Source organism: Halomonas sp. 3H (assembly GCF_024206005.1).
Lineage (GTDB): Bacteria > Pseudomonadota > Gammaproteobacteria > Pseudomonadales > Halomonadaceae > Halomonas > Halomonas campaniensis.
Map to the genome: position 1 here is coordinate 2,720,375 of NZ_CP100360.1, position 23,483 is coordinate 2,743,857.

Below are 23,483 nucleotides of genomic sequence, written 5' to 3' on the forward strand. Positions count from 1 at the left end.
CGTCGATCCGATGATCGCCCCGGCCGGGGCGATCGCGTTTCGGGGTCAGGGACTCGCCCCGTCGCCCTCGTCGCCGTCCCGCTCCGAGAGTGGGCGATCCGCCTCCTCCAGCGGCTGGTCATCCCCCGGGCCCAGCAGGTGCGCGATCCAGCGGGTCTGGGGGTGGCTGTCCAGGGCGATCTTGAGCGTCATGGTCAACACCACCGACAGCAGCATCCCGGCGGCCCCGAAGACCCACCCCCACACCACCAGCGACAGGAAGGCGATGAAGGTGGAGAGGCCCAGGGCCCGTCCCATCCAGCGTGGCTCCACGATGTTGCCGAGCACGAAGTTGATGCCCAGGTAGGCCGCCGAGAGCAGCAGGGCATCGACCGGCCCGCCCTCGGGCGATACCAGCAGCAGCAGCACCGGGGGAATGGCCGCGATGGCCGAGCCGATATTGGGGATGTAGTTCAGGGCGAAGGCCAGCACGGCCCACAGCAGCGGGAAGTCGACCCCCACCAGCAGGCAGGCGACCCACACCAGCGCCCCTGTCACCAGGCTGATCAGGGTCTTCACCGCCAGGTAGCGCTTGAGGGTCAGGCTGAATTCGTTGAAGCGCTCCAGGCTGGGCGCCGGATTGCGCAGCGCCCGGGAGATCTTGTCACGAAAGTTCAGGGTCTCGAAGAGCATGAAGACCACCAGCAGGCCCACCACCACGCTCTGCATCAGCAGGTTGCCCAGCTCCCCCAGCAGTCCCGGCACCGCACTGCCCAGCTGCTCCACATCCAGCAGTTCGGCGAGCCGGTCGGTGTCGATGGCCAACCCCATCCTCGCCAGGCCATCCAGCATGCCCAGGTAGTAGTCGTAGAGCTTCTCCTCGATGCCGGGCAGGGCCTCGACGAAGGTGCCGAAGCTGTTGACCAGCAGCAGGCCGAGCAGCGACAGCAGCCCGCCGATCACCACCAGGGTGAGCCAGACGGCCAGGCGCAGGCTCAGTCCCAGGCGATTGAGCCACTGTATCGGGGCAGTGCAGACCACAGCGATGAAGACCGCCAGCAGCAGTGGCACCAGCAGGCTCGAGCCGGCCTTCATGCCCGACACGATTACCACCAGCGCCGCCAGTGCCAGCGTCAGGTTGAGGGGGATGATGCTCGGGGCATCATCGTCGGACAGCGACATCGAGAGAATCCTTGCGTCCCGGTAAGGCCACCATCATGCCCCCTGGCCGCTTCGGCAACAATCACCCGGACCGGGGCGTCGGCAGACTGACCGCGTCCATTGGCAGGCCCCTCGCCGATGGCAGGGGGCCTGAAGGCGATCATGATCGAGCCGGCGGTGATCAGCCGTTGATGGTCTCCACACCGCCCATGTAGGGGCGCAGCGCCTCGGGCACGCGGATCGAGCCGTCGGCCTGCTGGTGGTTCTCCATCACCGCCAGCAGGCAGCGCCCCACCGCCAGGCCGGAGCCGTTGAGGGTATGGAGCAGCTGCGGCTTCTTCTGTTCGGGGTGGCGGAAGCGCGCCTGCATGCGCCGCGCCTGGAACGCCTCGCAGTTGGAGACCGACGAGATCTCGCGGTAGGTGTCCTGGCTGGGCAGCCACACCTCGAGGTCATAGGTCTTGGCCGCACCGAAGCCCATGTCGCCGGTACACAGCGTCACCACGCGATAGGGCAGTTCCAGCGCCTGGAGGATCGCCTCGGCGTGGCCGCGCATCTCCTCCAGGGCCTCGTAGCTGGTCGTCGGGTCGACCAGCTGCACCATCTCGACCTTGTCGAACTGGTGCTGACGGATCATGCCGCGGGTATCGCGCCCATGGGAACCCGCCTCGCTGCGAAAGCACGGCGTATGGGCGGTGAGCTTCACCGGCAGCGCCCGGTGGTCGAGGATCTCGTCGCGGGCGAAGTTGGTCAGCGGCACCTCGGCGGTGGGAATCAGGTGGTAGCCACGTTCGTCGTCGAGGCGAAACAGGTCCTCACCGAACTTGGGCAGCTGGCCGGTACCGTGCAGCGAGGCCTCGTTGACCATGTAGGGGACATAGCACTCCTCGTAGCCGTGCTCGAGAGTCTGCTTGTCGAGCATGAACTGGGTCAGCGCCCGATGCAGCCGCGCAATGGGGCCGCGCATCACCGCGAAGCGCGCCCCGGTCAGCTTGGCGGCCAGGTCGAAGTCCAGGTGACCCCGGAGCGCCCCCAGGTCGACGTGGTCGCGCACCGTGAAGTCGAACACGCGGGGCGTGCCCCAGCGAAGGAGCTCGACGTTGTCCTCCTCGCTCTCGCCCACCGGCACGCTCTCGTGGGGCAGGTTGGGCAGGCCGCTGACCACCTCGTCCCACTCGGCCTGCACCTCGGCCAGACTCGCCTTGGCGGCATCGAGGCGCTCCCCCAGGTCGGAGACCTCGTCGAGCAGCGGCTGGATGTCCTCGCCCTGGGCCTTGGCCTTGCCGATCGCCTTGGAGCGGGTATTGCGCTCGTTCTGCAGGGACTCGGTCTCGGCCTGCAGCTCGCGACGCCGGGACTCCAGCGCCTCGAGACGGTCGGTATCGAGGGCGAAGCCTCGCTTGGCCAGTCGTTGGGCGACCATATCGAGGTCGCTGCGCAGCAGTTTGGGGTCGAGCATGGAATCCGGTCCGTTGCAGTCGGTGATGGAGAATGAAGAAAACAGGGGCAAACAGGCAGCCCATTGTAGGCAAAAGCCATCAGGGGCGCCACGCGCCGCCGCCAGGCGAGCCGACGGGTGCCGCCGGCGGGATGCGCGCCACCCGCCTGTCGCGGTAAAGTAGGAGCATTCCTCGCTTCCCCATGAAAGAGTGCCATGATCGCAAGACTGGACACCGCCGACGCCAGCACCACGCCGGGGCTGGCCGCCCCCTACCTGCGTTTTCTGGAGGCCCTGCGCGACGCCGGCTTCGAGGGCGAGATCGCCCCGGACTATGCCGCCCGCACGGTGCTTGCCACCGACAACTCCATCTACCAGCGCCTGCCCCAGGCGGTGCTCTATCCGAAGCATGGCGAGGACCTGGCGCGCATCGCCCACCTGGCCGGCCAGGTGGAGCACCGCCAGGTGGCGCTCACCCCCCGCGGCGGCGGCACCGGCACCAACGGCCAGTCGCTCACCGACGGCCTGGTGGTGGACGTCTCCCGGCACATGAACCGGATCCTGGAGATCGACGTGGAGGCCCGCCGGGTGCGGGTGCAGGCCGGGGTGGTCAAGGACCAGCTCAACGCGGCGCTCAAGCCCCACGGGCTCTTCTTCGCGCCGGACCTCTCCACCTCCAACCGCGCCACCATCGGCGGCATGATCTCGACCGACGCCAGCGGCCAGGGCAGCTGCGAGTACGGCAAGACGCGCAACCACGTGCTCGAGCTCGAGGTGCTGCTGCTGGGCGGCGAGCGGCTCGTCAGCCGCCCGGTGGAGGAGGCCGAGCTCGAGACGCTCTGCGCCCGCCAGGACGCCACTGGCCGCGCCTTCCGCACCGCCCGGGAGATCATCGACACCCAGGGCGAGCTGATCGCAGAGAAGTTCCCCCCGCTCAACCGCTGCCTGACCGGCTATGACCTGGCGCACCTGAGGGACGACCGGGGCCGGCTCGACATGAACAGCCTGCTGTGCGGCGCCGAGGGCTCGCTGGGCTTTCTCGACGAGGCGGTCCTCAACGTGCTGCCGATCCCGAAGCACTCGACCCTGGTCAACGTGCGCTACGCCGGCTTCATGGATGCCCTGCGCGACGCCAAGGCGCTCATGGCAAGCTCGGCCGGGCCCACCTCCATCGAGACGGTGGACGACAAGGTGCTGATGCTGGCCATGGAGGACTTCGTCTGGGACAGCGTGGCGGAGTTCTTCCCCGCTGGCGAAACCCCGGTGCGCGGCATCAACCTGGTGGAATTCAACGACGACGACCCCGACCGCCTCGCCAAGCGGGTCGCCGCCTTCTGCCGCCATCTGGAGGCAGACGCGAGCGTCGAGCGCCTGGGCTTCACGTTGGCCTCCGGCCGTGCCGCCATCCAGCGCGTCTACGCCATGCGCAAGCGTGCCGTGGGCCTGCTGGGCAACGCCAGGGGCGAGAAGCGCCCGATCCCCTTCGTGGAGGACACCGCGGTGCCCCCGGAGCACCTGGCCGACTTCATTGCCGAGTTCCGCGCGGCCCTGGACGCGCGCGGCCTCGAGTACGGCATGTTCGGCCACGTGGATGCCGGGGTGCTCCACGTGCGCCCGGCCATCGACATGAAGGACCCGGCGCAGGAGCAGCTGATCCGCGAGGTCTCCGAGGGGGTGGCCGAGCTGACGAGGAAGTACGGCGGCCTGCTGTGGGGCGAGCACGGCAAGGGGGTACGCTCGGAGTATGCGCCCCGCTTCTTCGGCGAGCTCTACCCCAGCCTGCAGCGGGTCAAGGCGGCCTTCGACCCCCACAACCAGCTCAACCCGGGCAAGATCGCAACGCCGCTCTCTATCCCGCCCGACGCCGCGGGTACTGCTTCTATCCCGCCCGACGCCGCGGGGAAGGCGTCTGACACCCCTGCCGCCGCCCAGGCGGAGGCGGTCAGACTGGTCGACCCGGGCCTGCTGACCATCGACGGCGTGACCACCCGCGGCCAGCTCGACCGCACCATCGACGAGCGGGTCTGGCAGGCCCACGCCGCCACCGTCTACTGCAACGGCAACGGCGCCTGCTACAACTACGATCCCAATGACGCCATGTGCCCCTCCTGGAAGGCGACCCGGGACCGGGTGCACTCCCCCAAGGGGCGCGCCAGCCTGATCCGCGAATGGCTGCGCCTGCAGGGCGAGGCCGGCGTCGACCTGGTCGAGGCGTCACGTCAGCAGCGGGCCGAGGGCGCCTGGGGCTTCGTGAAACGCTTGCCGACGCGCACCCTCAACACCCTGCGCCGAAAGCGCGAGGCAGACTTCTCTCACGAGGTCTATGACGCCATGGCCGGATGTCTCGCCTGCAAGTCCTGCGCCGGCCAGTGCCCGGTCAAGGTCAACGTGCCAGACTCCCGCGCGCTGTTCCTGGAGGCCTACCACGGCCGCTACCTGCGCCCGGTGCGCGACTATCTGGTCGGCACCACCGAGTTCCTGCTGCCCACGCTCTCGCGCATCGCCCCCACCTACAACGCCCTGATCGGCAGCCGCCTGGTGGACCGCCTGCTCGCCGGCCCCGTCGGACTGGTGGACAGCCCGCGGCTCTCCCGGGCCAGCCTGAGGAAGACCCTCGCCGCCTGGGGCGTAGCCGAGGCAACGCCCACTTCCCTGGGCCGGCTCACCGAGGCCCAGAAGGCCAGGAGCGTGGTGCTCGTCCAGGACGCCTTCACCAGCCACTTCGAGGCGACGCTGGTGCTGGACATTGTCGAGCTGCTCGGCCGGCTGGATATCCGGGTCTTCGTGGCACCCTTCTCTGCCAACGGCAAGCCGCTGCACGTGCAGGGCTTCCTCGGCGCCTTCGAGCGCACCGCCGGGAAGCAGGCCCGGCGGCTGCGCACCCTGGCGGAGTTCGGCGTACCGTTGGTGGGCATCGACCCGGCCATGACCCTCACCTACCGCCAGGAGTACGTGAAGGCGCTGGGCCCGGGGGCCGTGCCCGAGGTGCTGATGCTCCAGGAGTGGCTGGTGGCTCACTCGCCCACCCTGGCCAGCCACCTCTCTTCCAGCGGCCGGACCCTGAACGACCCCGGCTACCGGCTGCTCTCCCACTGCACCGAGAAGACCAACGCCCCGGGCAGCCCCAGGGCCTGGCAGCAGGTGTTCGCCGCCTTCGGCCTCAAGCTCGAGCTGGTCAGCACCGGCTGCTGCGGCATGTCCGGCACCTATGGCCACGAAGCCCGCAACCTCGAGACCTCCAGGACCATCTACGCCCAGTCTTGGCAGCCGGTGGTGGAGGAAGACGCCAACCAGGGCCGCCTGCTCGCCACCGGCTACTCCTGCCGCAGCCAGGCCAGGCGCTTCTCCGACATGGCCCTGCCCCACCCGCTGCAGGGGCTGCTGGAGGTACTGCGCCGGGCCGGCTGAGCCGATAGCAAGAATCTATCGTCCTGACTGTCTGCAAGCTCCTAGTCTGATACGTGGCATTCCGCTTACAACAAGATCAGAATCAGGAGCCTTGCCATGCCCCCTGCATGCCTGAAACGCCTCACCCTCGCGGTTTCCGTCGCCGGCCTTGCCGCCGCCGGCAGCCTGACGGCTGCCCTGGCCGATGACCACCAGCCCGCCTGGGCCCAGGGGAGATCCGCCGAGATGGCCGACTCCCCGCTGGCCCCGCACGCCACGCCGCTGACCGTCACCGCCCGCGAGGACATCCCCCTCGACCACCTGCGCCTGCCGGACGGATTCAGCGCGGAGATCTGGGCCCACGGCATGCCTGGAGCCAGGATGATGGCCCGCGGCGACGAGGGCACCCTGTTCATCGGCACCCGCGGCATCGGCCGTGTCTATGCGGTGCTCGACAACGGCAGCGAAGAACGCGAGCACAGGATCATCGCCGAGGGCCTGACCCAGCCCAACGGTGTCGCCTTCAAGGACGGCAGCCTCTACGTGGCGGCCATCAATCGCATCTTCCGCTACGACGACATCGAGACGCACCTGGCCAACGGCGAGGTCCCCGAGCCGGAGGAGCTGACCGAGGCCTTCGGCCTGCCCGACGATCAGCACCACGGCTGGAAATTCCTCGCCTTCGGCCCTGACGGACGGCTCTACGTGCCGGTGGGCGCCCCCTGCAACGGCTGCGAGGTCGACCCCGACACCCACGCCACCATCCACAGCTTCGAACCGGATGGGTCGGACATGCGCGTCGAGGCGCGCGGCGTCCGCAACAGCGTGGGCTTCGACTTCCACCCCGAGACCGGCGAGCTCTGGTTCACCGACAACAACCAGGACTGGATCAGCGAGCACGGACCCAACGACGAGCTCAACCGGCTCAGCGAAACCGGCGAGCACTTCGGCTTCCCCTACTGCCACGGCGTGGGCGTGATCGACCCAGAGCTCGGCGATGCCGACGCCTGCAACGGCACGACCCTGCCCGCCGCGACCCTCGATCCGCACACCGCCCCCCTGGGCATGCGGTTCTACAGCGGCGACATGTTCCCCGAGGAGTATCGCAATGCCATGTTCATCGCCAGTCGCGGCTCCTGGAACCGCACCCTGAGCGCCGGCTACGACGTGCGGGTGGCGATGATCTCCGACGACGGCGAGCGGGCGGGCATGTCCCCCTTCCTGGTCGGCTTCCTCGATCCCAGGGAGAACACCTTCTCCGGCCGCCCGGTGGATGTCCTGCAGATGCCCGATGGCGCCCTGCTGGTCTCCGACGAGCAAAACGGGGCCATCTACCGCATCAGCTACGAGACACCGAGCTACATGGAGTGACCCCGATGCCAGCACCCCAGCGCGCGCCCTTGCGGCGCGCCCTACTGGCGTCCGGCTCCCTCGCGGCCCTGCTCCTGATGCCGCCGGCGCTGGGCGATGTCTCGCCGGCGGCCGGCCTGCCCCTCGAGGAGCAGGTCGAGATCTGTGCCGCCTGCCATGGCAGCGACGGCAACTCGACCCGGGAAAGGACGCCATCACTGGCCGGCCAGCCGCCGCTCACCATCACCAACCAGATGATCTACTTCCGTGAACGCCTGCGCCAGGCGGAGGAGATGACGCCCCAGGCTCGCGGCCTCTCCGATGCCGAGATCCAGGCGCTGGCCGCCTACTATGCCGATCAACCGGTCGCCACCCCCGCGGGGGAGCCCGACGCCGACCTGATGGCCCGGGGCAGGGAACTCTCCCGAAGCCAGGGCTGTGGCAGTTGCCACACCGCCGACTACAGCGGCCGTGAGCAGATGCCCAGGCTTGCCGGCCAGCGGGAGGACTACCTGGTCCATGCCATGCGTGCCTACCGCGATCACACCCGGGGTGGCCCCGACACGACGATGATCGACATCATGCGCGGGGTCTCCGACGAGGAGATCGAGGCCCTGGCTCACTATCTGGCCCACGCCGGCAAATGAGCCTGCCATCGACTGCCCGGGACTTCCCGCCGGCAATGGAACAACCGCCTGGCTGGGTAAGGCAACGGTGAGTGTCGCCATGAGCCCGAGGCCGGATGCAGCTACATCACCGGGCTGGAGCTGAGTTTCTGAGCTACTGTTCAATGCCAGATGCCCAGGATATTGCCCCGGAGGGATGGAGCATGAGGGGTGGCCTGTCCGGGCCACCACAGCACCCTGCCCCGCTCGGAAACGTGTCGCCCGGATCGGGTGCCGACTCATTCCAAAAGGGCAGGCCACAGCACGCAGTCACTACAACGCCAACAAGACAGGAGAAGTCACGATGTCTCCAGGACTCACCAAACCGTCGGTCTATGCCATCATGGCCGCCGCCGTGATCGCCGGGTTGCCGGCCACGGCAATGGCCGGCAACCATGCCCCTACCCTGAGCCACAGCACGGTGCTCTCCGGTCTGGATAACCCATGGGACATAGCCTTCCTGCCGGACGGCACCATGTTCTATACCGAGAAGTGCCGCGGCATGTCGGTGCGCCTGCCCAGCGGGGACGTCCATCACCTGCTGGGAATGAAGGATGCCGAAGGCTATGCCACCACCGAGAGCGATCTGGTCTGTCAGGGCCAGGCCGGGATGAACGGCGTGGCCGTCGACCCCGACTTCGATGACAACCGCTTCGTGTATGTCTACTCGGCATCCGAGATGTCCGAGCCACGCACGAATCGCGTGCTCCGGTTGACGGTCAACAGCGACTTCGATGGCGTATCGGACCGCACCGACATCGTCGATGACATTCCCTACAAACCCGCCGCCACCGATCATCCGTTCGGGGATGCCGGCGCCCACAACGGCGGTCGCATCCGCTTCAGCCCGGATGATGGCTTCCTCTACGTCACCACCGGCGACAACCACAACAGTGAAATCCCCCAGTCACCCACCCAGCTCGGTGGCAAGGTGCTGCGCATCGACCGGGATGGCAATGCCGCGGAGGACAATGCTCCCCCGGGAGGGTTCGATTCCCGGATCTATACCTACGGCCACCGGAACGTCCAGGGCCTGACCTTTCACCCCGAGACCTCACAGCCCATCGTGACCGAGCATGGCCCCTGGCACTCCGACGAGGTCAATGCCCTGGTCAATGGCGGCAACAGTGGCTGGGACCCGCGCCCGAACATGGCCGGGCGGGGCGACTGCCCCGACAACTACTGCGGCTATGAACCCAACCAGATGGAGGGAATGAACCCGAAGGAGCGCGCTGCCTACATGCCGCTGACGGACACCAATGTCTACCCCAATGCCATGGTACCCGCCTGGCAGAACAGTGGCCTTTCCCAGGGCATCAGCGGCACTGACTTCCTGACCGGTGACCAGTGGGGCGCCTGGAACGGGCGTCTCGCCGTCGGCTTCATGGGCATCGGTTTCGGGGGAACGGCGGTAGGACAGCGCATCAACCTGCTCGCCCTCCACGAAAGCGGCGAAGCCGTCACCGATGTGGCGGAAATGCACCTTCCCATGGGGCCGGCCCGGTTCCGGTCGGTTGTCCAGGGGCCCGACGGCAGCCTCTATGTCGCCGTGGATGAAGGCGAAATCCACCGCATCACCCCGGAATAACCCGCTCCGGTATTCAATGCTCCATCTCAACCGCGAACCGCACTGCCCCAGGGCAGTGCGGTTCCTGTCGGAAGGTCACCGGAAAGATAACATGATGAAGATAGCGCTGCTGATTGCCGCAACCGCGGCTCTGACCATCGGCACGGCTAGTGCCGGGGAGCCGGACGAGTCTGTCGGAGAATCGCTGTACGCAAGTTCCTGTGCCCAGTGCCACGGCCCCGGGGGAAAGGGCATGGCGAGCTTTCCCTCACTGTCCGGCAGGGATTCAGATTACATCGCGTCGCGTCTCATGCAGTACCGCGACGGGGAAAGAGTGGGGGCCAATTCAGGCCTGATGATTCCGAATGCCGCGGGCCTGTCCGATGATGACATCGCCAATCTCGCGGCCTATATCTCGAGCGAATTTCAGTGACGCCTGCTCGATGTTCGCCCTGAGGGAACTCCCGGACGGCACTTATCGATCGATGGGAATATTGAAGAAGTGAGAGGAGGCCCGCGGAGCGGGCCTCCTGCCGTTGATTCGACCAGAGTAGCGGTCAGAAGAACAGCCGCCGCAGTGCCTCGCCGGGGTCGGCCTCGCGCATGAAGGCCTCGCCCACCAGGAAGGCATTGACGTCATGCTCGCGCATGCGCAGCACGTCGTCGCGGGTATGGATACCGGACTCGGTCACCACGGTGACGCCGGCCGGGATGCGCGGCAGCAGCTCCAGGGTGGTATCGAGCCGGGTGTCGAAGGTATGCAGGTCGCGGTTGTTGATGCCCACCAGGGAGAGGTCGAGCTTCAGGGCCCGATCCAGCTCCAGGGCGTCGTGGACCTCCACCAGCACGTCCATGCCGAGTTCCACGGCCTGGCGGTGCAGGTCGGCCATCCGGGCATCGTCCAGGGCGGCGACGATCAGCAGGATGCAGTCGGCGCCGATGGCCCGCGCCTCGCTCACCTGGTAGCCGTGGGTGATGAAGTCCTTGCGGATCACCGGCAGGTCGCAGGCCTCGCGTGCCTCGATCAGGTAGTCCTCATGGCCCTGGAAGAAGTCGGCGTCGGTGAGCACCGAGAGGCAGGCGGCACCGCCGGCGGCATAGCTGGCGGCGATCTCGCCGGGCCGGAAGTCCTCGCGGATCACCCCCCGGGAGGGCGAGGCCTTCTTGATCTCGGCGATGACCGCCGCGTCGCCCTCGGCGATCAGCCGATCGAGCGCCGCCACGAAGCCGCGCGGGGCGTCCTGCCTGGCGGCCAGGCGCAGCAGCTCGGCCTCGGAGACGGCCCGGGCGCGCTCGGCCACCTCCTCGTCCTTGCGGTCGAGGATGCGGGTCAGGATGGTGGGGGTCGCCCCCGGGGATGCGCTCATGGTGTGACTCCTTATTGGGGGTGCGCTCACTGCAGGAAGACACGGGTGAAATTGGCCAGCTCCCTGAGCTTCTCCAGGGGAAGCTTCGAAGCCTGGGCGTCCTGGGCCATGGCCACGCCCTCCTCGAGGCTGTCGGCCACCCCCGAAGCGTAGAGGGCGGCCCCGGCGTTGAGCGCGACGATGTCCGCCGCCGGCCCCTCGCCCACCAGCGCCTGCTCCACCAGGCGCAGGCTGTCCTCGGCGGACTGCACCCGCAGCGGATCCAGCGACTGGCGCTCGATACCCAGCGATTCGGGGGTGATCACGTACTCGCGGATCTCGCCCTCCCTGAGCTCGGCCACCAGGGTCGGCTGTGCCAGGGAGATCTCGTCGAGGCCGTCCTCGGCATGCACCACCAGCACGTGGCGGCTGCCCAGGCGGCGCAGCACCTCGGCCATCAGCGGCACCAGCTCCGGGGCATAGACGCCCAGCACCTGGTTGGGGGCGCCGGCGGGATTGGTCAGCGGCCCCAGGATGTTGAACAGGGTGCGCACGCCCATCTCGCGGCGCGGGCCCACGGCGTAGCGCATCGCCGGGTGGTGGTTGGGGGCGAACATGAAGCCCACGCCCACCTCCTCGATGCAGCGCGCCACCTGGTCGGCATCCAGATCCAGGTGGATGCCGGCCACCGCAAACAGGTCGGCGCTGCCCGACGACGACGACACGCCGCGGTTGCCGTGCTTGGCCACGTGGCCGCCGGCCGCCGCTACCACAAAGCTGGCCGCGGTGGAGACGTTGAAGAGGTTGGCGCCGTCGCCACCGGTGCCGACGATATCGACCACGTTCTCGGCGTTCAGGTGCACCGGCTTCATCAGCTCGCGCATCACCTGGGCCGCGGCGCTGATCTCCTCGGCGGTCTCGCCCTTCATGGCCATGCCCATCAGGAAGGCGGCGATCTGCGGATCGCTGGCCTCCCCGGTCATGATCTGGCGCATCACCTCATGGGTCTCGGCGAAGTTGAGGTTCTCGCGGCGCATCAGGGCGCCGAGGGCGTCTCGCATCTGCATCATGGCTCTCCTCGGCTCAGCGGCGCTTGAGAAAGTTGGCCAGCAGCTCATGGCCCTGGCGGGTGAGGATCGACTCGGGGTGGAACTGCACCCCCTCCACGTCGAGCTCTCGATGGCGCAGGCCCATGATCAGGCCCGGGGTGACGTCATCGTCGTCGGTCCAGGCGGTGATCTCCAGGCAGTCGGGCAGGGAGGCGCGATCCACCACCAAAGAATGGTAGCGGGTCACCTCCAGCGGGTCCTCGAGGCCCTCGAACACCCCCAGGCCCGAGTGGCGGATGGCCGAGGTCTTGCCGTGCATCACCTGGGGGGCGCGCACCACCTGGCCGCCGTAGACCTGGCCGATGGCCTGGTGGCCCAGGCAGATGCCGAGGATCGGCAGCCGTCCGGCAAAGTGGCGGATGGCCGCCAGGGAGATGCCCGCCTCGTTGGGGGTGCAGGGCCCCGGCGAGATCACCAGGTGGGTGGGCGCCATCGCCTCGATCTGCTCGAGGGTGATGGCGTCGTTGCGGTGGGTCGCCACCTCGGCGCCCAACTCCCCCAGGTACTGCACCACGTTGAAGGTGAAGCTGTCGTAGTTGTCGATCATGCAGACTTTCATGGGTCTCTCCGGCGCCTTATTCGAGGTTGTCCAGGCCGCGCTCGGCCATGGCCACGGCGCGGAACAGCGCCCGTCCCTTGTTGAGGGTCTCCTGCCACTCCATCTCGGGCACCGAGTCGGCGACGATGCCGGCGCCGGCCTGGACATGCAGCTGGCCGTCCTTGATCACCGCGGTGCGGATGGCGATGGCGGTGTCCATGTTGCCGTGCCAGGAGAGATAGCCCACCGCCCCGGAGTAGATGCCGCGCTTGACCGGCTCGAGCTCGTCGATGATCTCCAGCGCCCGGATCTTGGGAGCACCCGACACGGTGCCCGCCGGGAAGGTGGCGCGCAGGGCGTCCATGGCGGTGAGTCCCGGTTTCAGTCGCCCGGTGACGTTGGAGACGATATGCATGACGTGGGAGTAGCGCTCCACCACCATCTCCTCGGTGACCTTCACCGAGCCGGTCTCGCTGATGCGCCCGACGTCGTTGCGCCCCAGGTCGATCAGCATCAGGTGCTCGGCGCGCTCCTTGGGATCGGCCAGCAGCTCCGCCTCCAGCGCCCGGTCCTCCTCCTCGCTGCGTCCGCGCTTGCGGGTCCCGGCGATGGGTCGCACCGTCACCTCGCCCTCCTCCAGGCGCGTGAGGATCTCCGGCGAGGAGCCGGCCACCTGATGATCGCCCAGGTCGAGGAAGAACATGTAGGGCGAGGGATTGAGGCTGCGCAGCGCCCGGTAGAGGTCGAGCGGGGCGGCGCGATAGGGAATCGACATGCGCTGGGAGGGCACGCACTGCATCACGTCGCCGGCCAGCACATACTCCTTGATGGTCTCCACCGCGGCCTTGAAACCCGCCTCGGTGAAGCCGGAGGTGAAGTCGCCCTCCTCCACCGCGGCGCCGCCGGAGCCAGGGCTGATGGTGTTGAGGGTGGCGCTGCGCAGGCGGATCTCCAGCTCCTCCAGGCGCTGCACGGCGTCGCCGTAGGCCTCGGGCTCGGCGGGGTCGGCGTGGGTCCAGAGCGCGAGGCGACCCGAGAGGTTGTCGAACACCACCAGCTCGTCGCAGACCATCAGCAGGATGTCCGGCACGCCCAGCGGGTCGGGCTTGGCCGCGGCCGCCGCGCTGCGCAGGCGCGGCTCGATGTAGCGGATGGTGTCATAGCCGAAGTAGCCCACCAGGCCGCCGTCGAAACGCGGCTGGTCGTCGAGGCGCGGCACCCTGAAGCGGCCCTGGAACTGCTCGATCCAGGCCAGCGGATCCTCGACCTCCGCCGCCCCCTGGAGCTCGTCATCCACATAGTGGCGCACGCTGAAGCCCCGCACCTCGATGCGCTCGCGGCTGGGCAGCCCGATGATGGAGTAGCGCCCCCACTTCTCACCGCCCTGCACCGACTCCAGCAGGAAGGACCAGGGGCGATTGGCCAGCTTCAGGTAGGTGGAGAGCGGGGTGTCCAGGTCGGCCAGCACCTCGCGGGTGACCGGTATGCGGTTGTAGCCGGCGTCGGCCAGCTCGCGGAAACGTTCGGGGGTCATCATGCCCGGAGTCCTCGGGGTAACGGGGTGGCAATGGCGGGCGCGGGCGCGCCGGGGGTCAGGCTCGGAAGGCGAGCGTCACCATCGCCAGCCGCCGCGGGCAGGCGAGCGGGGCAGGCATCGGCTGAGGGCCAGGGTATCCGGCATCGTGCGGCTGATCATCGAGAGGCTTCCGCTTCTTATAGCAATAACATATTGATTGGGCCGCGCTTATAGCAAGAGCCGAAATCACGTTAAACGAGTTCCGCCAGCGATTCAACCACGCCGTCCGGGCCGCTTTCGCGCACCGGCTCGCCGTGGTTGTAGCCGTAGGGGACCGCCAGGGTGCGAAAGCCGGCCGCCTTGCCGGCGGCGATATCGTGGCGAGAGTCGCCCACCATCAGGCAGGCCTCCGGGGCCACCCCGAAGTGCTGCGCCACATGCCGCAGCGGCGCCGGATGGGGCTTCTTCTCGGGCAGGCTGTCGCCGCCCAGGCAGAGGGCGAAGTGCGCCTCCAGCCCGAACCCCTCGAGAATGGGCGCGATAAAGGCGTGGGGCTTGTTGGTCACCAGCGCCAGCGGCAGGCCGCGGCGGCGCAGTCCCTCCAGGCAGTCGCGCACGCCGGGGTAGAGCCGGGTATGGGCGCCGGGGTCGCGGCCGTAGTGATCCAGGAAGGTGGCATGGGCGCGCTCCAGCAGGGGCTTGTCGACCTCAGCAGCAGTGGCAAGCGAGGCTTTCCCGGCGACTGATCTACGAGGGGGCGCTGTGAACCCCTCCCTGGGCGCTACCGATGCCATCCCTGGCATAGGACCCCCTCTACGATCAGTCCCCGGCGCCTCGCTGGCATATGTTGCGAACCGCAGCGCGCGCTTCATCAATACCAGCGAGCCGTTGCCCACCCAGTCGCGCACCCTCGCCTCGCCGGCGGCGGGCAGGCCGAGGTCGGCCAGCGCCGCGTCCACCGCCAGCGCCAGGTCGGGCACCGAGTCGATGAGGGTGCCGTCCAGGTCGAAGGCGACCAGGCGAATGTCGTTCAGGATGGGGTGCATCGTCGTTCCTCTCCATTTATTCCGGGATGAAACCCTAGCCAAGGCCGACCTACGCACGCGTCGTTCACGTAGGCAGCCGCCATGGGGGCCGTCTATGCTGGAGGCGGCTTCTCCACGCTTCTCCTCACCTATTCCAGGAGTCACTCATGGCAGCTCCCCGCATCGTGGTGGTCGGCGGCGGCGCCGGCGGCCTCGAACTGGTCACCCGCCTCGGACGCCGCCTCGGCAGGCGTGGCCGCGCCGAGGTCGTGCTGGTCGACCGCAACCCTACCCACATCTGGAAGCCGCTGCTCCATGAGGTGGCCACCGGCGCCCTTGACTCGGGTCTCGACGAGGTCTCCTACCAGGGCCACGCCCGCGCCAACGGTTACCGCTTCCAGCGCGGCACCCTGTGCGACCTGGACCGGGAGCGCCAGCGCCTAACGCTGGACGCGGTGCTCGACGACGAGGGGCAGGAGGTGCTGCCGCCTCGCACCCTAGAGTACGACCGGCTGGTGCTGGCGCTGGGCAGCGTCAGCAACGACTTCGGCACCCCCGGGGTCGCCGAGCACTGCCACTTCCTCGACAGCCCGGAGCAGGCCGAGGCCTTCCGGCGCGACATGCTCAACACCTTCCTGCGCTTCAGCGACCCCGAGCGGCGCGCCCACTCCCACCTCACCATGGGCATCGTCGGCGCCGGGGCCACCGGGGTAGAGCTCGCCGCCGAGCTCTACGACGCCTCGCAAATGCTGCACAGCTACGGCTTCACCCGCCTCGACGCCGGCCAACTCTCGGTGCACCTGCTGGAGGCGGCCCCGAGGCTGCTGCCGGCGCTGCCGGAGCGCATCTCGAGGGCCGTGCACACGGAGCTCGAGAAGCTCGGCGTGACGATCCATCTGGAGACCCGGGTGACCGAGGTGGACGCCACCGGCTTCACCACCGCCGACGGCACGCGCATCGCCACCGATCTCGGCGTCTGGGCCGCGGGCATCAAGGCCCCGCCCTTCCTCTCGACGCTGGGACTCGCCACCGAGCGCAACCACCAGATCAAGGTCCACCCCAGCCTGCAGAGCCTCGATGACCCGGCCATCTTCGCCTTCGGCGACTGCGCCAGCTGTCCCCAAGCGAGCGGCAAGCCGGTGCCGCCGCGCGCCCAGGCGGCCCATCAGCAGGCCTCGCTGCTCTACCGCAACCTGCGCGCCAGCCTCGACGGCCGCCCGCTCAGGGACTTCACCTTCCGCGACCGCGGCTCATTGATCTCACTGGCTCACTTCGAGGCGATCGGCAGCCTGATGCGCGGCGCCTCGGCGCGCAGCCTGTTCGTCGAGGGGCACCTGGCGAAGTTCTTCTACGCCTCGCTCTACCGCATGCACCAGCGTGCCATCCATGGCAGCCTCAAGACCGCCGTGACCATGCTGGTGGACGGCCTCAACCGCTTCATCCGCCCACGCATGAAGTTGCATTGAGTCAGCGCTGGACCCGGGCCAGCCAGGCCCGCTTGCCGGCGGCCGATAGCCGCTTGATCTCGGCCTCGCGGCGCAGCGCCTCGCCATGCCCGCCCACCGGCTCGCTGTGGCGCAGGGTGAGGGGCCCCTTGCCACGCAGCGCCTTGGCGCCGCGTCCGGCGGCGTGCTCGGCCAGGCGCCGCTCCACGTCGGTGGTGATGCCGGTGTAGAGCGCCCCGCCCGCCGTCTCCACCAGGTAGAGGTGCCAGACCGGCGCCTCGCGCGGCGTTGCCTGCTCGGCGTTCACGGCCTCAGCGCACGCCGGCCAGCTGCTCGCGGAAGGCCTGCATCACGCCGTCGTAGCGATGCGGGTCGGCGTCGTTTCTGGCCTTGAACACCGCGGAGCCCGCCACGAAGGTATCGGCGCCGGCCCGAGCGATCTCGGCGATGTTCTCCACCTTGACCCCGCCATCGATCTCCAGGCGAATGTCGCGGCCTGAGGCATCGATGCGGCGGCGAGCCTCGCGCAGCTTGTCCAGAGTGCCGGGGATGAAGGACTGGCCGCCGAAACCGGGGTTGACGCTCATCAGCAGCACCATGTCGACCTTGTCCATCACGTAGTCGAGATACGACAGCGGCGTGGCCGGGTTGAACACCAGCCCGGCCCGGCAGCCGCCGTCGCGGATCAGCTGCAGGGAGCGGTCGATGTGGTCCGAGGCCTCGGGGTGGAAGGTGATGATGCTGGCCCCGGCGTCGATGAAGTCGCCGATCAGCCGATCCACGGGGCGCACCATCAGATGCACGTCGATGGGCGCGGTGACACCGTGCTTGCGCAGCGCCTCGCAGACCATGGGGCCGATGGTCAGATTGGGCACGTAGTGGTTGTCCATCACGTCAAAGTGGACGATATCGGCCCCGGAGGCCAGCACGTCGTCCACCTCCTCGCCCAGGCGCGCGAAGTCGGCGGAGAGGATCGAGGGAGCGATCAGGAAATCGCGGGTCGCATCGGTCATGGGAGGGTCCAGGCGGTCGTTCACGAAGAGTGCGCATTCTAGCAGAGGCACCCGGAGCCGGCAGCGCGAGGGGACGCCGTGCCGCTGCAGAGAAATAGATCAAAATAGAATAAAAAATATCATTGTAATTACTATTGGTCGAACTTACCCTTCCGACAATGCCAACGAATGTCGGAGTGACTCCATGACCCTGCGCCCCCGTTTACCGCACGCCCTGCTCGCCATCGCCCTGGGGGCCGGCCTGGCCGGTCCCACCACGGCGGCCGAGCGCGAGCTGCTCAACTCCTCCTATGACATCGCCCGCGAGCTGTTCGCCGCCGTCAACCCCGCGTTCATCGCCCACTGGCAGGAGACCCAGGGCGAGGAGGTGGCGATCAGCCAGTCCCACGGCGGCTCCTCCGCCCAGGCCCGCGCCATCCTCCAGGGGCTGCGCGCCGACGTGGTGACCTACAACCAGGTCACCGACGTGCAGGTCCTGGCCGACGGCGGCCTGGTGGACGCGGCATGGCAGGAGGCCCTGCCCAACAACGCCTCCCCCTACTACTCCACCACCGCCTTCCTGGTGCGCAAGGACAACCCCAAGGGGATCGAGAGCTGGGATGACCTGGTCCGCGAGGACGTGCGCATGGTCTTCCCCAACCCCAAGACCTCCGGCAACGGCCGCTACACCTACCTGGCGGCCTGGGGCTTCGCCGAAGCGGAGTTCGAGGGGGATGAAGAGAAGATTCATGACTTCATGCGCACCTTCCTGGGCAACGTGGCGGTGTTCGACACCGGCGGCCGCGGCGCCACCACCAGCTTCATCGAACGCGGCCTGGGCGACGTGCTGATCAGCTTCGAGTCCGAGGTGAACAACATCCGCGGCGAGTACGGCAGCGATGACTACGAGGTGATCGTGCCGCCGGTGAGCATCCTGGCCGAATTCCCGGTCGCGGTGGTCGCCCCCAATGCCGAGCGCAACGGCAACCTCGACCTGGCCCAGGCCTACGTGGAGTACCTCTACAGCGAGGAGGCCCAGCGCCAGCTCGCCGGCTTCAACTACCGCGTGCACCACGAGGCGGTGGTAGAGGAGTTCGCCGACGCCTTCCCCGAGACCGAGCTGCTGCGCGTCGAGGAGGTGTTCGGCGGCTGGGACGCGGCCATGGAGGAGCATTTCGCCAACGGCGCCCTGCTCGACCAGCTGCAGCGCCGCTGACCCCACGGAACCCTCGGAGACGAGCCACGCCCATGAGCACCCGCGCCCTTCCCTTCGCGTTCGGCCGCACCCCCAGGCGGGTGCTGCCGGGGTTCGGCCTGTCGCTGGGCGTGAGCCTGCTGTTCATCTCGCTGGTGCTGCTGCTGCCGATGACCGGCCTGTTCGGCCAGCTGGCGGGTCTCAGCCTGGCAGAGTACTGGGCAATCATCAGCGATGGCCGGGTGGTGGCCAGCTACACCGTGACCATCGGCGCCGCCGCGCTGGCGGCGCTGATCAACGCCGCCTTCGGCCTGCTGCTGGCCTGGGTGCTGGTGCGCTACGAATTTCCCGGCAAGCGCCTGCTCGACGCCCTGATGGACCTACCCTTCGCCCTGCCCACGGCGGTGGCCGGCATCACCCTGGCCACCCTCTACTCGAGCAACGGCTGGATGGGACGCCTGCTCGAGCCGCTGGGGCTGCAGGTCGCCTACACCTGGGTAGGCATCGCGCTGGCCATGGCCTTCACCAGCATTCCCTTCGTGGTGCGCACGGTGCAACCGGTCCTCGAGGACCTGCCCCAGGAGGTGGACGAGGCCGCGCTGACCCTGGGCGCCACCGATGGCACCGCCTTTCGCCGGGTGATCCTGCCGCACCTGTGGCCGGCACTGGTCACCGGCACGGGCCTGGCCTTCGTGCGCTCCCTGGGCGAGTTCGGGGCGATCATCTTCATCGCCGGCAACATGCCCTACGAGACCGAGATCACCGCCCTGATGATCTTCGTGCGCCTCCAGGAGTATGACTACGCCGGCGCCTCGGCCATCGCCTCGGTGGTGCTGTTCGTGTCACTGGCGCTGCTGCTGGCGATCAACATCTGGCAGGGGCGCTTCGCCCGGCGCCTGCATGGAGGACGCGGCTGATGCAACGAATCGGTGATGCCCCGGCGGTGCGCCGGGCCCTGATCCTCGCCGCCGTGGCACTCGCGGCGCTGTTCCTGCTGCTGCCGCTGGTGGCGATCTTCGCCCAGGCCTTTGCCCAGGGCGTCGGCATCTTCTGGAGCAACGTCAGCGACCACTACACCCTGCGCGCCATCGGACTGACGCTGTTCATCACCGTGCTGACCATCCCGGTCTGCCTGGTGTTCGGGGTGGCCCTGGCCTGGCTGGTGACCCGTTTCAGCTTCCCGGGGCGGCGCCTGCTGCAGACCCTGATCGACATCCCCTTCGCGGTGTCACCGGTGGTGGCGGGCCTGATCTACCTGCTGCTCTACGGGCGCAACGGCTGGCTGGGCGGCTGGCTCGACGGTCACGACGTGCAGCTGATGTTCGCCTGGCCGGGCATCCTGATGGTGACCATCTTCGTCACCTGCCCCTTCGTCGCCCGGGAGCTGATCCCGCTGATGCAGGCCCAGGGCTCCCGCGAGGAGGAAGCCGCCGTGACCCTCGGCGCGCCGGGCTGGACCCTCTTCCGCCGGGTCACCCTGCCCAACATCCGCTGGGCGCTGCTCTACGGGGTGATCCTCACCAACGCCCGGGCGGTCGGCGAGTTCGGCGCCGTCTCGGTGGTCTCCGGGGCCATCCGCGGCCAGACCAACACCCTGCCGCTTCACCTGGAACAGCTCTACCAGGACTACAATACCGTCGGCGCCTTCGCCAGCGCCTCGCTGCTGGCGCTGATCGCCCTGCTCACCCTGGCCGCCAAGGCCGGACTGGAATGGCGCGCCGCGCGCCAGGAGGCCCTCGCATGAGCATTCGCCTGCACAATATCGGCAAGCACTTCGGCTCTGGCCGCCAGGGCACCCGGGCGCTGGAGCCGGTCAACCTCGACATCCAGGAGGGCGAACTGGTCGGCCTGCTCGGGCCTTCCGGCTCGGGCAAGACCACCCTGCTGCGGATCATCGCGGGGCTGGAGAGCCCCGACCGGGACGGCGGCGCCCGCATCCTGTTCGGCGACCGCGACGTCACCGACGTGCACGTGCGCGATCGGCGGATCGGCTTCGTCTTCCAGCACTATGCGCTGTTCCGCCACATGACGGTGTTCGACAACGTCGCCTTCGGCCTCACCGTGATGCCGCGCCGGAACCGCCCCACCAGCGGCGAGATCCGCGCCCGGGTCCACCGCCTGCTGGAGATGGTACAGCTGGAGTCGCTGGCCGGCCGCTATCCGGCGCAGCTCTCCGGCGGCCAGCAGCAGCGGGTGTCGCTGGCGCGTGCGCTGGCCCTGCGCCCCGACGTGCTGCTGCTCGACGAGCCATTCGGGGCCCTGGACGCCAAGGTTCGCCAGGACCTGCGCCGCTGGCTGCGCCACCTGCATGACGAACTGGGCTTCACCAGCCTCTTCGTGACCCACGACCAGGAGGAGGCGCTGGAACTCTCCGATCGCGTGGCGGTGATGAGCAACGGCCGCATCGAGCAGATCGACACGCCGGACGACCTCTACCGCGCGCCGGGCAACCGCTTCGTCTTCGAGTTCCTGGGCGATGTGAACCACCTGGAGGGCGAGGTGCGCGGCGGCATCCTTACCTGCGGCGACGCGCGCCTCTCGGTGGAGCTGCCGGACGGCCCGGAGGAGCTGCTGCTGCGTCCCCACGAGGTGAGGCTGGTCGAGGCCCCGAGCCCGGAGGCCCGGCTGCCGGCCACGGTCACCGCCATCTCCCCGGTGGGGGCCGAGGTCCGCGTGGAACTCGCCGCCGACTGGATGGCCGCCCCCTGGCTCGCCACGGTGCGCCACGCCGACTACGAGCGGCTCGACCTGCGCCGCGGTCAGCGGCTCTTCGTCGAGCCGCGGCGCTGGCACCGCTTCCCCGAGGGCCGCGAGTCACGGCGGGTCGCCCCCCGGGCCAGCCTGGCCTGAGGCCAATGACGCGGGAGGGAGCTAGCGATCCCAGCTCATCAGGATCTCCCGCTCGCCGGTGAGCGGCTCCACGCGCTCCTCCACGGGCTGGAACCCCAGGCGCCGATAGAAGGAGACGGCGCGGACGTTGCGCGAATAGACACACAGGCTGAGATGCGTCCGGGCCGCCATGGCGTGGGCCAGCAGGCGGGAGCCATGGCCATAGCTCTGTACGTCGGGGTCGATGAACAGCGCCTCCAGGTGGTCGCCATTCAGGGCGGCGAAGCCGATCACCCGCCCCTCCACTTCCAGCACATGGACCTCGGCACGGGGCAGGTGGTCGCGAGCCATGGCCTCGTGCCGGGACTCCCAGAACTCGGCGGGAATGAAGTCGTGGGCCAGGCGCGAGGCGCGTAGCCAGATATCGGCGAGGGTCGGGAAGTCCTCGGGCGTGGCGGAACGTATCATGTCAGGCATCCATCGGGATTTGCCGATAGTGTAACCTCACGGCCCGGGCCGTTGCCCGCAGGTTTTCCGGCGCCTGGCCGGGGCGATATACTCCCTGCCAGGCTCCACCCCCGGCCGCCTGCCGGCACCCAGCCCCTCGGGAGACTCACCACCATGCCGCGTCGCCTCTTCCTCCGCCTCCTGGCCACCCTGCTGGCCGGCAGCTGGCTGGCCGGTTGCGCCAGCCCCCACTACCTGCAGCTCAACCCCCAGCGCAGCGCCGACGTCCCGGTGACGGGCAGCGGACAGGCGATCACGGTGATCGCCGTGGATGGGCGCGACAGCGAGGTGATCGGCACCCGCACGGGCAGTGCCATGTCGACGGCCACCATCACCGTCAATGCCCACGAGCTCGTACCGCAGCTGCAGCGCGAGGCCGAGCGTGCGGTCCGCGACATGGGCTTTCGCCCCACCACCGAGCGTGCCGAGGGTCGCCCCAGCCTGACCCTGACCCTCGACCATCTGGGCTACGAGCGTGGCCAGAGCCGCCCGGTGGTCGACGAGGCGCGCCTCGAGGCGGTGTTCATCGCCGAGGCGCGCAACGGCGGCAACACCTATACCGGCACCTATACCTCGCGCCGCACCCAGACCTATGCCGTGCGCCCGGATCGCGACACCAACACCCGCATGGTCAACGACCTGCTCTCCGATGGCCTGGACCGCGCCTTCCGGGACCCGGAACTGGGCCGCCTGCTGGCCCGCTGAGCCGGCACCGCCGCCATCACGCAACGAGGGCGCCCCATGGGGCGCCCTCGCCGTGTCCTGGCCGACTCGCATCACCGTCGGCTACTCCATGGGACCCCGCCGCACCAGAGCCCAGACGCTCTCGCGGAAGCCGCTGCCCGGCTCCGGCTCCCCGTCCTCCAGGTGGGTGACCCGGAAGTTGGGCTCGAAGAGTTCACGCACCTCCTCGGCGGGGACGCTGAAGGGCGGCCCCGACGCCTCCTCGCCGGGAGCACGGGTCAGGCTGATCAGCAGCCCCCGTGCACCCGGCGGAATCAGCTGGGCCAGGTGGAAGGCGTAGCGCTGGCGAGTGGCCGGCGGCAGGGCGATCAGGGCGGCGCGATCGTAGAAGGCGCCGAGCTCCGCCGCCTGCTCGATGTGGAAGTGGAAGAAGTCCCCCTGCCACAGCTCCACATTGCCCTGGCGGCACACCTCGAAGGCGCCCTGGCGATAGCGGGAGACCATGCCCGCACCCTCCGCCACGAACTGCTCGATGGCCTCGGGCGCCAGCTCGATGCCCAGCACCGGGTGGTCATGCTGGCCGAGCCAGCGCATGTCCAGGCTCTTGCCGCACAGCGGCACCAGTACCTTGGTACCGGGCCGGGCGCCGAGCAGCGGCCAGTGACGAATCAGTGCCGGATGGGGGCGATCGCGGTGGAAGCCGATACGCCCCTCCCGCCAGCGCTCCCGCCATTCATTGGCCATGGTCTC

At 68.7% G+C, this 23,483-nt stretch carries 22 protein-coding genes; 11 read left to right on the forward strand and 11 right to left on the reverse strand.

Annotated features, from left to right (window positions below):
- Positions 1-45: 45 nt before the first annotated feature.
- Positions 46-1,161 carry an AI-2E family transporter gene (locus tag NFC98_RS12675; RefSeq protein ID WP_254275300.1) on the reverse strand — a complete coding sequence of 372 codons (1,116 nt, stop codon included), beginning with the start codon at positions 1,159-1,161 and terminating at the stop codon, positions 46-48.
- Between the two features lie 160 nt (positions 1,162-1,321).
- On the reverse strand, positions 1,322-2,599 hold the full coding sequence (gene serS / locus NFC98_RS12680; RefSeq protein ID WP_254275301.1) for a serine--tRNA ligase: 1,278 nt from the start codon (positions 2,597-2,599) through the stop codon (positions 1,322-1,324).
- A gap of 195 nt (positions 2,600-2,794) precedes the next feature.
- Here serS and NFC98_RS12685 point away from each other — a divergent pair, with 195 nt between their 5' ends.
- The 5 genes from NFC98_RS12685 (at position 2,795) to NFC98_RS12705 (ending at position 9,980) form a co-directional block, all read left to right on the forward strand.
- Positions 2,795-5,986, forward strand: a complete 3,192-nt coding sequence (locus NFC98_RS12685) for an FAD-binding and (Fe-S)-binding domain-containing protein (RefSeq protein ID WP_254275302.1) — start codon at positions 2,795-2,797, stop codon at positions 5,984-5,986.
- A 96-nt stretch (positions 5,987-6,082) separates the two neighbouring features.
- Positions 6,083-7,336 carry a sorbosone dehydrogenase family protein gene (locus NFC98_RS12690; protein ID WP_254275303.1) on the forward strand — a complete coding sequence of 418 codons (1,254 nt, stop codon included), beginning with the start codon at positions 6,083-6,085 and terminating at the stop codon, positions 7,334-7,336.
- Positions 7,337-7,341: 5 nt separating this feature from the next.
- On the forward strand, positions 7,342-7,962 hold the full coding sequence (locus NFC98_RS12695; protein ID WP_254275304.1) for a cytochrome c: 621 nt from the start codon (positions 7,342-7,344) through the stop codon (positions 7,960-7,962).
- A 361-nt stretch (positions 7,963-8,323) separates the two neighbouring features.
- Entirely contained in the window at positions 8,324-9,568 is a 1,245-nt protein-coding gene (locus NFC98_RS12700; RefSeq protein ID WP_254275305.1) for a sorbosone dehydrogenase family protein, read from the forward strand.
- 91 nt (positions 9,569-9,659) lie between these two features.
- Entirely contained in the window at positions 9,660-9,980 is a 321-nt protein-coding gene (locus NFC98_RS12705) for a c-type cytochrome (RefSeq protein WP_254275306.1), read from the forward strand.
- A gap of 124 nt (positions 9,981-10,104) precedes the next feature.
- On the opposite strand, the gene trpC is transcribed toward NFC98_RS12705, so the two are convergent.
- From trpC to gph, 5 genes are all read right to left on the reverse strand, one after another.
- A complete protein-coding gene (gene trpC / locus NFC98_RS12710; protein ID WP_254275307.1) occupies positions 10,105-10,914 on the reverse strand; it encodes an indole-3-glycerol phosphate synthase TrpC in 810 nt (269 codons plus the stop codon).
- 26 nt (positions 10,915-10,940) lie between these two features.
- Entirely contained in the window at positions 10,941-11,960 is a 1,020-nt protein-coding gene (trpD, locus tag NFC98_RS12715; RefSeq protein WP_254277840.1) for an anthranilate phosphoribosyltransferase, read from the reverse strand.
- 16 nt (positions 11,961-11,976) lie between these two features.
- Complete coding sequence (locus NFC98_RS12720; RefSeq protein WP_254275308.1) at positions 11,977-12,561, reverse strand: aminodeoxychorismate/anthranilate synthase component II; 585 nt, start codon at positions 12,559-12,561, stop codon at positions 11,977-11,979.
- A gap of 16 nt (positions 12,562-12,577) precedes the next feature.
- On the reverse strand, positions 12,578-14,074 hold the full coding sequence (gene trpE / locus NFC98_RS12725) for an anthranilate synthase component I (RefSeq protein ID WP_254277841.1): 1,497 nt from the start codon (positions 14,072-14,074) through the stop codon (positions 12,578-12,580).
- Between the two features lie 233 nt (positions 14,075-14,307).
- Positions 14,308-15,102, reverse strand: coding sequence for a phosphoglycolate phosphatase (gph, locus tag NFC98_RS12730; protein ID WP_254275309.1), 795 nt, complete (start codon positions 15,100-15,102; stop codon positions 14,308-14,310).
- Positions 15,103-15,248: 146 nt separating this feature from the next.
- Between gph and NFC98_RS12735 the strand changes: the two genes are divergently transcribed.
- The gene (locus NFC98_RS12735; protein WP_254275310.1) at positions 15,249-16,547 is read left to right on the forward strand and encodes an NAD(P)/FAD-dependent oxidoreductase; all 1,299 of its coding nucleotides are present in this window, start codon (positions 15,249-15,251) and stop codon (positions 16,545-16,547) included.
- A 1-nt stretch (position 16,548) separates the two neighbouring features.
- On the opposite strand, the gene NFC98_RS12740 is transcribed toward NFC98_RS12735, so the two are convergent.
- Together NFC98_RS12740 and rpe are read right to left on the reverse strand one after the other, a co-directional pair.
- Positions 16,549-16,833 carry a GIY-YIG nuclease family protein gene (locus tag NFC98_RS12740; protein WP_254275311.1) on the reverse strand — a complete coding sequence of 95 codons (285 nt, stop codon included), beginning with the start codon at positions 16,831-16,833 and terminating at the stop codon, positions 16,549-16,551.
- 4 nt (positions 16,834-16,837) lie between these two features.
- Complete coding sequence (gene rpe, locus NFC98_RS12745) at positions 16,838-17,539, reverse strand: ribulose-phosphate 3-epimerase (RefSeq protein ID WP_254275312.1); 702 nt, start codon at positions 17,537-17,539, stop codon at positions 16,838-16,840.
- A gap of 184 nt (positions 17,540-17,723) precedes the next feature.
- On the opposite strand from rpe, the gene cysP reads away from it, so the two are divergent.
- The 4 genes from cysP to NFC98_RS12765 are packed head-to-tail and all read left to right on the forward strand — an operon-like array spanning position 17,724 to position 21,563.
- Entirely contained in the window at positions 17,724-18,734 is a 1,011-nt protein-coding gene (gene cysP / locus NFC98_RS12750) for a thiosulfate ABC transporter substrate-binding protein CysP (protein ID WP_254275313.1), read from the forward strand.
- Positions 18,735-18,766: 32 nt separating this feature from the next.
- The gene (cysT, locus tag NFC98_RS12755; RefSeq protein ID WP_254275314.1) at positions 18,767-19,630 is read left to right on the forward strand and encodes a sulfate ABC transporter permease subunit CysT; all 864 of its coding nucleotides are present in this window, start codon (positions 18,767-18,769) and stop codon (positions 19,628-19,630) included.
- Positions 19,630-20,457 (forward strand): sulfate ABC transporter permease subunit CysW, encoded by an 828-nt coding sequence (gene cysW, locus NFC98_RS12760; protein WP_254275315.1) that lies wholly within the window; start codon positions 19,630-19,632, stop codon positions 20,455-20,457. Before cysT ends, cysW begins: the two co-directional genes overlap by 1 nt.
- Positions 20,454-21,563 (forward strand): sulfate/molybdate ABC transporter ATP-binding protein, encoded by a 1,110-nt coding sequence (locus NFC98_RS12765; protein ID WP_254275316.1) that lies wholly within the window; start codon positions 20,454-20,456, stop codon positions 21,561-21,563. Before cysW ends, NFC98_RS12765 begins: the two co-directional genes overlap by 4 nt.
- 21 nt (positions 21,564-21,584) lie before the next feature.
- On the opposite strand, the gene NFC98_RS12770 is transcribed toward NFC98_RS12765, so the two are convergent.
- Positions 21,585-22,010 carry a GNAT family N-acetyltransferase gene (locus tag NFC98_RS12770; RefSeq protein ID WP_254275317.1) on the reverse strand — a complete coding sequence of 142 codons (426 nt, stop codon included), beginning with the start codon at positions 22,008-22,010 and terminating at the stop codon, positions 21,585-21,587.
- A gap of 153 nt (positions 22,011-22,163) precedes the next feature.
- Between NFC98_RS12770 and NFC98_RS12775 the strand changes: the two genes are divergently transcribed.
- Positions 22,164-22,754, forward strand: coding sequence for a YajG family lipoprotein (locus tag NFC98_RS12775; RefSeq protein ID WP_254275318.1), 591 nt, complete (start codon positions 22,164-22,166; stop codon positions 22,752-22,754).
- Positions 22,755-22,835: 81 nt separating this feature from the next.
- Here NFC98_RS12775 and NFC98_RS12780 read toward each other — a convergent pair whose 3' ends face one another.
- Positions 22,836-23,477, reverse strand: a complete 642-nt coding sequence (locus tag NFC98_RS12780) for a thiopurine S-methyltransferase (protein ID WP_254275319.1) — start codon at positions 23,475-23,477, stop codon at positions 22,836-22,838.
- Between the last annotated feature and the right edge of the window lie 6 nt (positions 23,478-23,483).

Bases quoted from the DNA above. Each gene is read 5' to 3' on its own strand.
- NFC98_RS12690 (WP_254275303.1), top strand. From the start codon at position 6,083: ATGCCCCCTGCATGCCTGAAACGCCTCACCCTCGCGGTTTCCGTCGCC.
- NFC98_RS12775 (WP_254275318.1), top strand. From the start codon at position 22,164: ATGCCGCGTCGCCTCTTCCTCCGCCTCCTGGCCACCCTGCTGGCCGGC.
- trpD (WP_254277840.1), bottom strand. From the start codon at position 11,960: ATGCAGATGCGAGACGCCCTCGGCGCCCTGATGCGCCGCGAGAACCTC.
- NFC98_RS12675 (WP_254275300.1), bottom strand. From the start codon at position 1,161: ATGTCGCTGTCCGACGATGATGCCCCGAGCATCATCCCCCTCAACCTG.
- NFC98_RS12770 (WP_254275317.1), bottom strand. From the start codon at position 22,010: ATGATACGTTCCGCCACGCCCGAGGACTTCCCGACCCTCGCCGATATC.
- rpe (WP_254275312.1), bottom strand. From the start codon at position 17,539: ATGACCGATGCGACCCGCGATTTCCTGATCGCTCCCTCGATCCTCTCC.
- NFC98_RS12705 (WP_254275306.1), top strand. From the start codon at position 9,660: ATGATGAAGATAGCGCTGCTGATTGCCGCAACCGCGGCTCTGACCATC.
- gph (WP_254275309.1), bottom strand. From the start codon at position 15,102: ATGCACCCCATCCTGAACGACATTCGCCTGGTCGCCTTCGACCTGGAC.
- NFC98_RS12695 (WP_254275304.1), top strand. From the start codon at position 7,342: ATGCCAGCACCCCAGCGCGCGCCCTTGCGGCGCGCCCTACTGGCGTCC.
- serS (WP_254275301.1), bottom strand. From the start codon at position 2,599: ATGCTCGACCCCAAACTGCTGCGCAGCGACCTCGATATGGTCGCCCAA.
- NFC98_RS12685 (WP_254275302.1), top strand. From the start codon at position 2,795: ATGATCGCAAGACTGGACACCGCCGACGCCAGCACCACGCCGGGGCTG.
- NFC98_RS12735 (WP_254275310.1), top strand. From the start codon at position 15,249: ATGGCAGCTCCCCGCATCGTGGTGGTCGGCGGCGGCGCCGGCGGCCTC.
- NFC98_RS12720 (WP_254275308.1), bottom strand. From the start codon at position 12,561: ATGAAAGTCTGCATGATCGACAACTACGACAGCTTCACCTTCAACGTG.
- trpE (WP_254277841.1), bottom strand. From the start codon at position 14,074: ATGACCCCCGAACGTTTCCGCGAGCTGGCCGACGCCGGCTACAACCGC.
- trpC (WP_254275307.1), bottom strand. From the start codon at position 10,914: ATGAGCGCATCCCCGGGGGCGACCCCCACCATCCTGACCCGCATCCTC.
- NFC98_RS12780 (WP_254275319.1), bottom strand. From the start codon at position 23,477: ATGGCCAATGAATGGCGGGAGCGCTGGCGGGAGGGGCGTATCGGCTTC.
- cysT (WP_254275314.1), top strand. From the start codon at position 18,767: ATGAGCACCCGCGCCCTTCCCTTCGCGTTCGGCCGCACCCCCAGGCGG.
- NFC98_RS12765 (WP_254275316.1), top strand. From the start codon at position 20,454: ATGAGCATTCGCCTGCACAATATCGGCAAGCACTTCGGCTCTGGCCGC.
- cysW (WP_254275315.1), top strand. From the start codon at position 19,630: ATGCAACGAATCGGTGATGCCCCGGCGGTGCGCCGGGCCCTGATCCTC.
- NFC98_RS12700 (WP_254275305.1), top strand. From the start codon at position 8,324: ATGGCCGCCGCCGTGATCGCCGGGTTGCCGGCCACGGCAATGGCCGGC.
- cysP (WP_254275313.1), top strand. From the start codon at position 17,724: ATGACCCTGCGCCCCCGTTTACCGCACGCCCTGCTCGCCATCGCCCTG.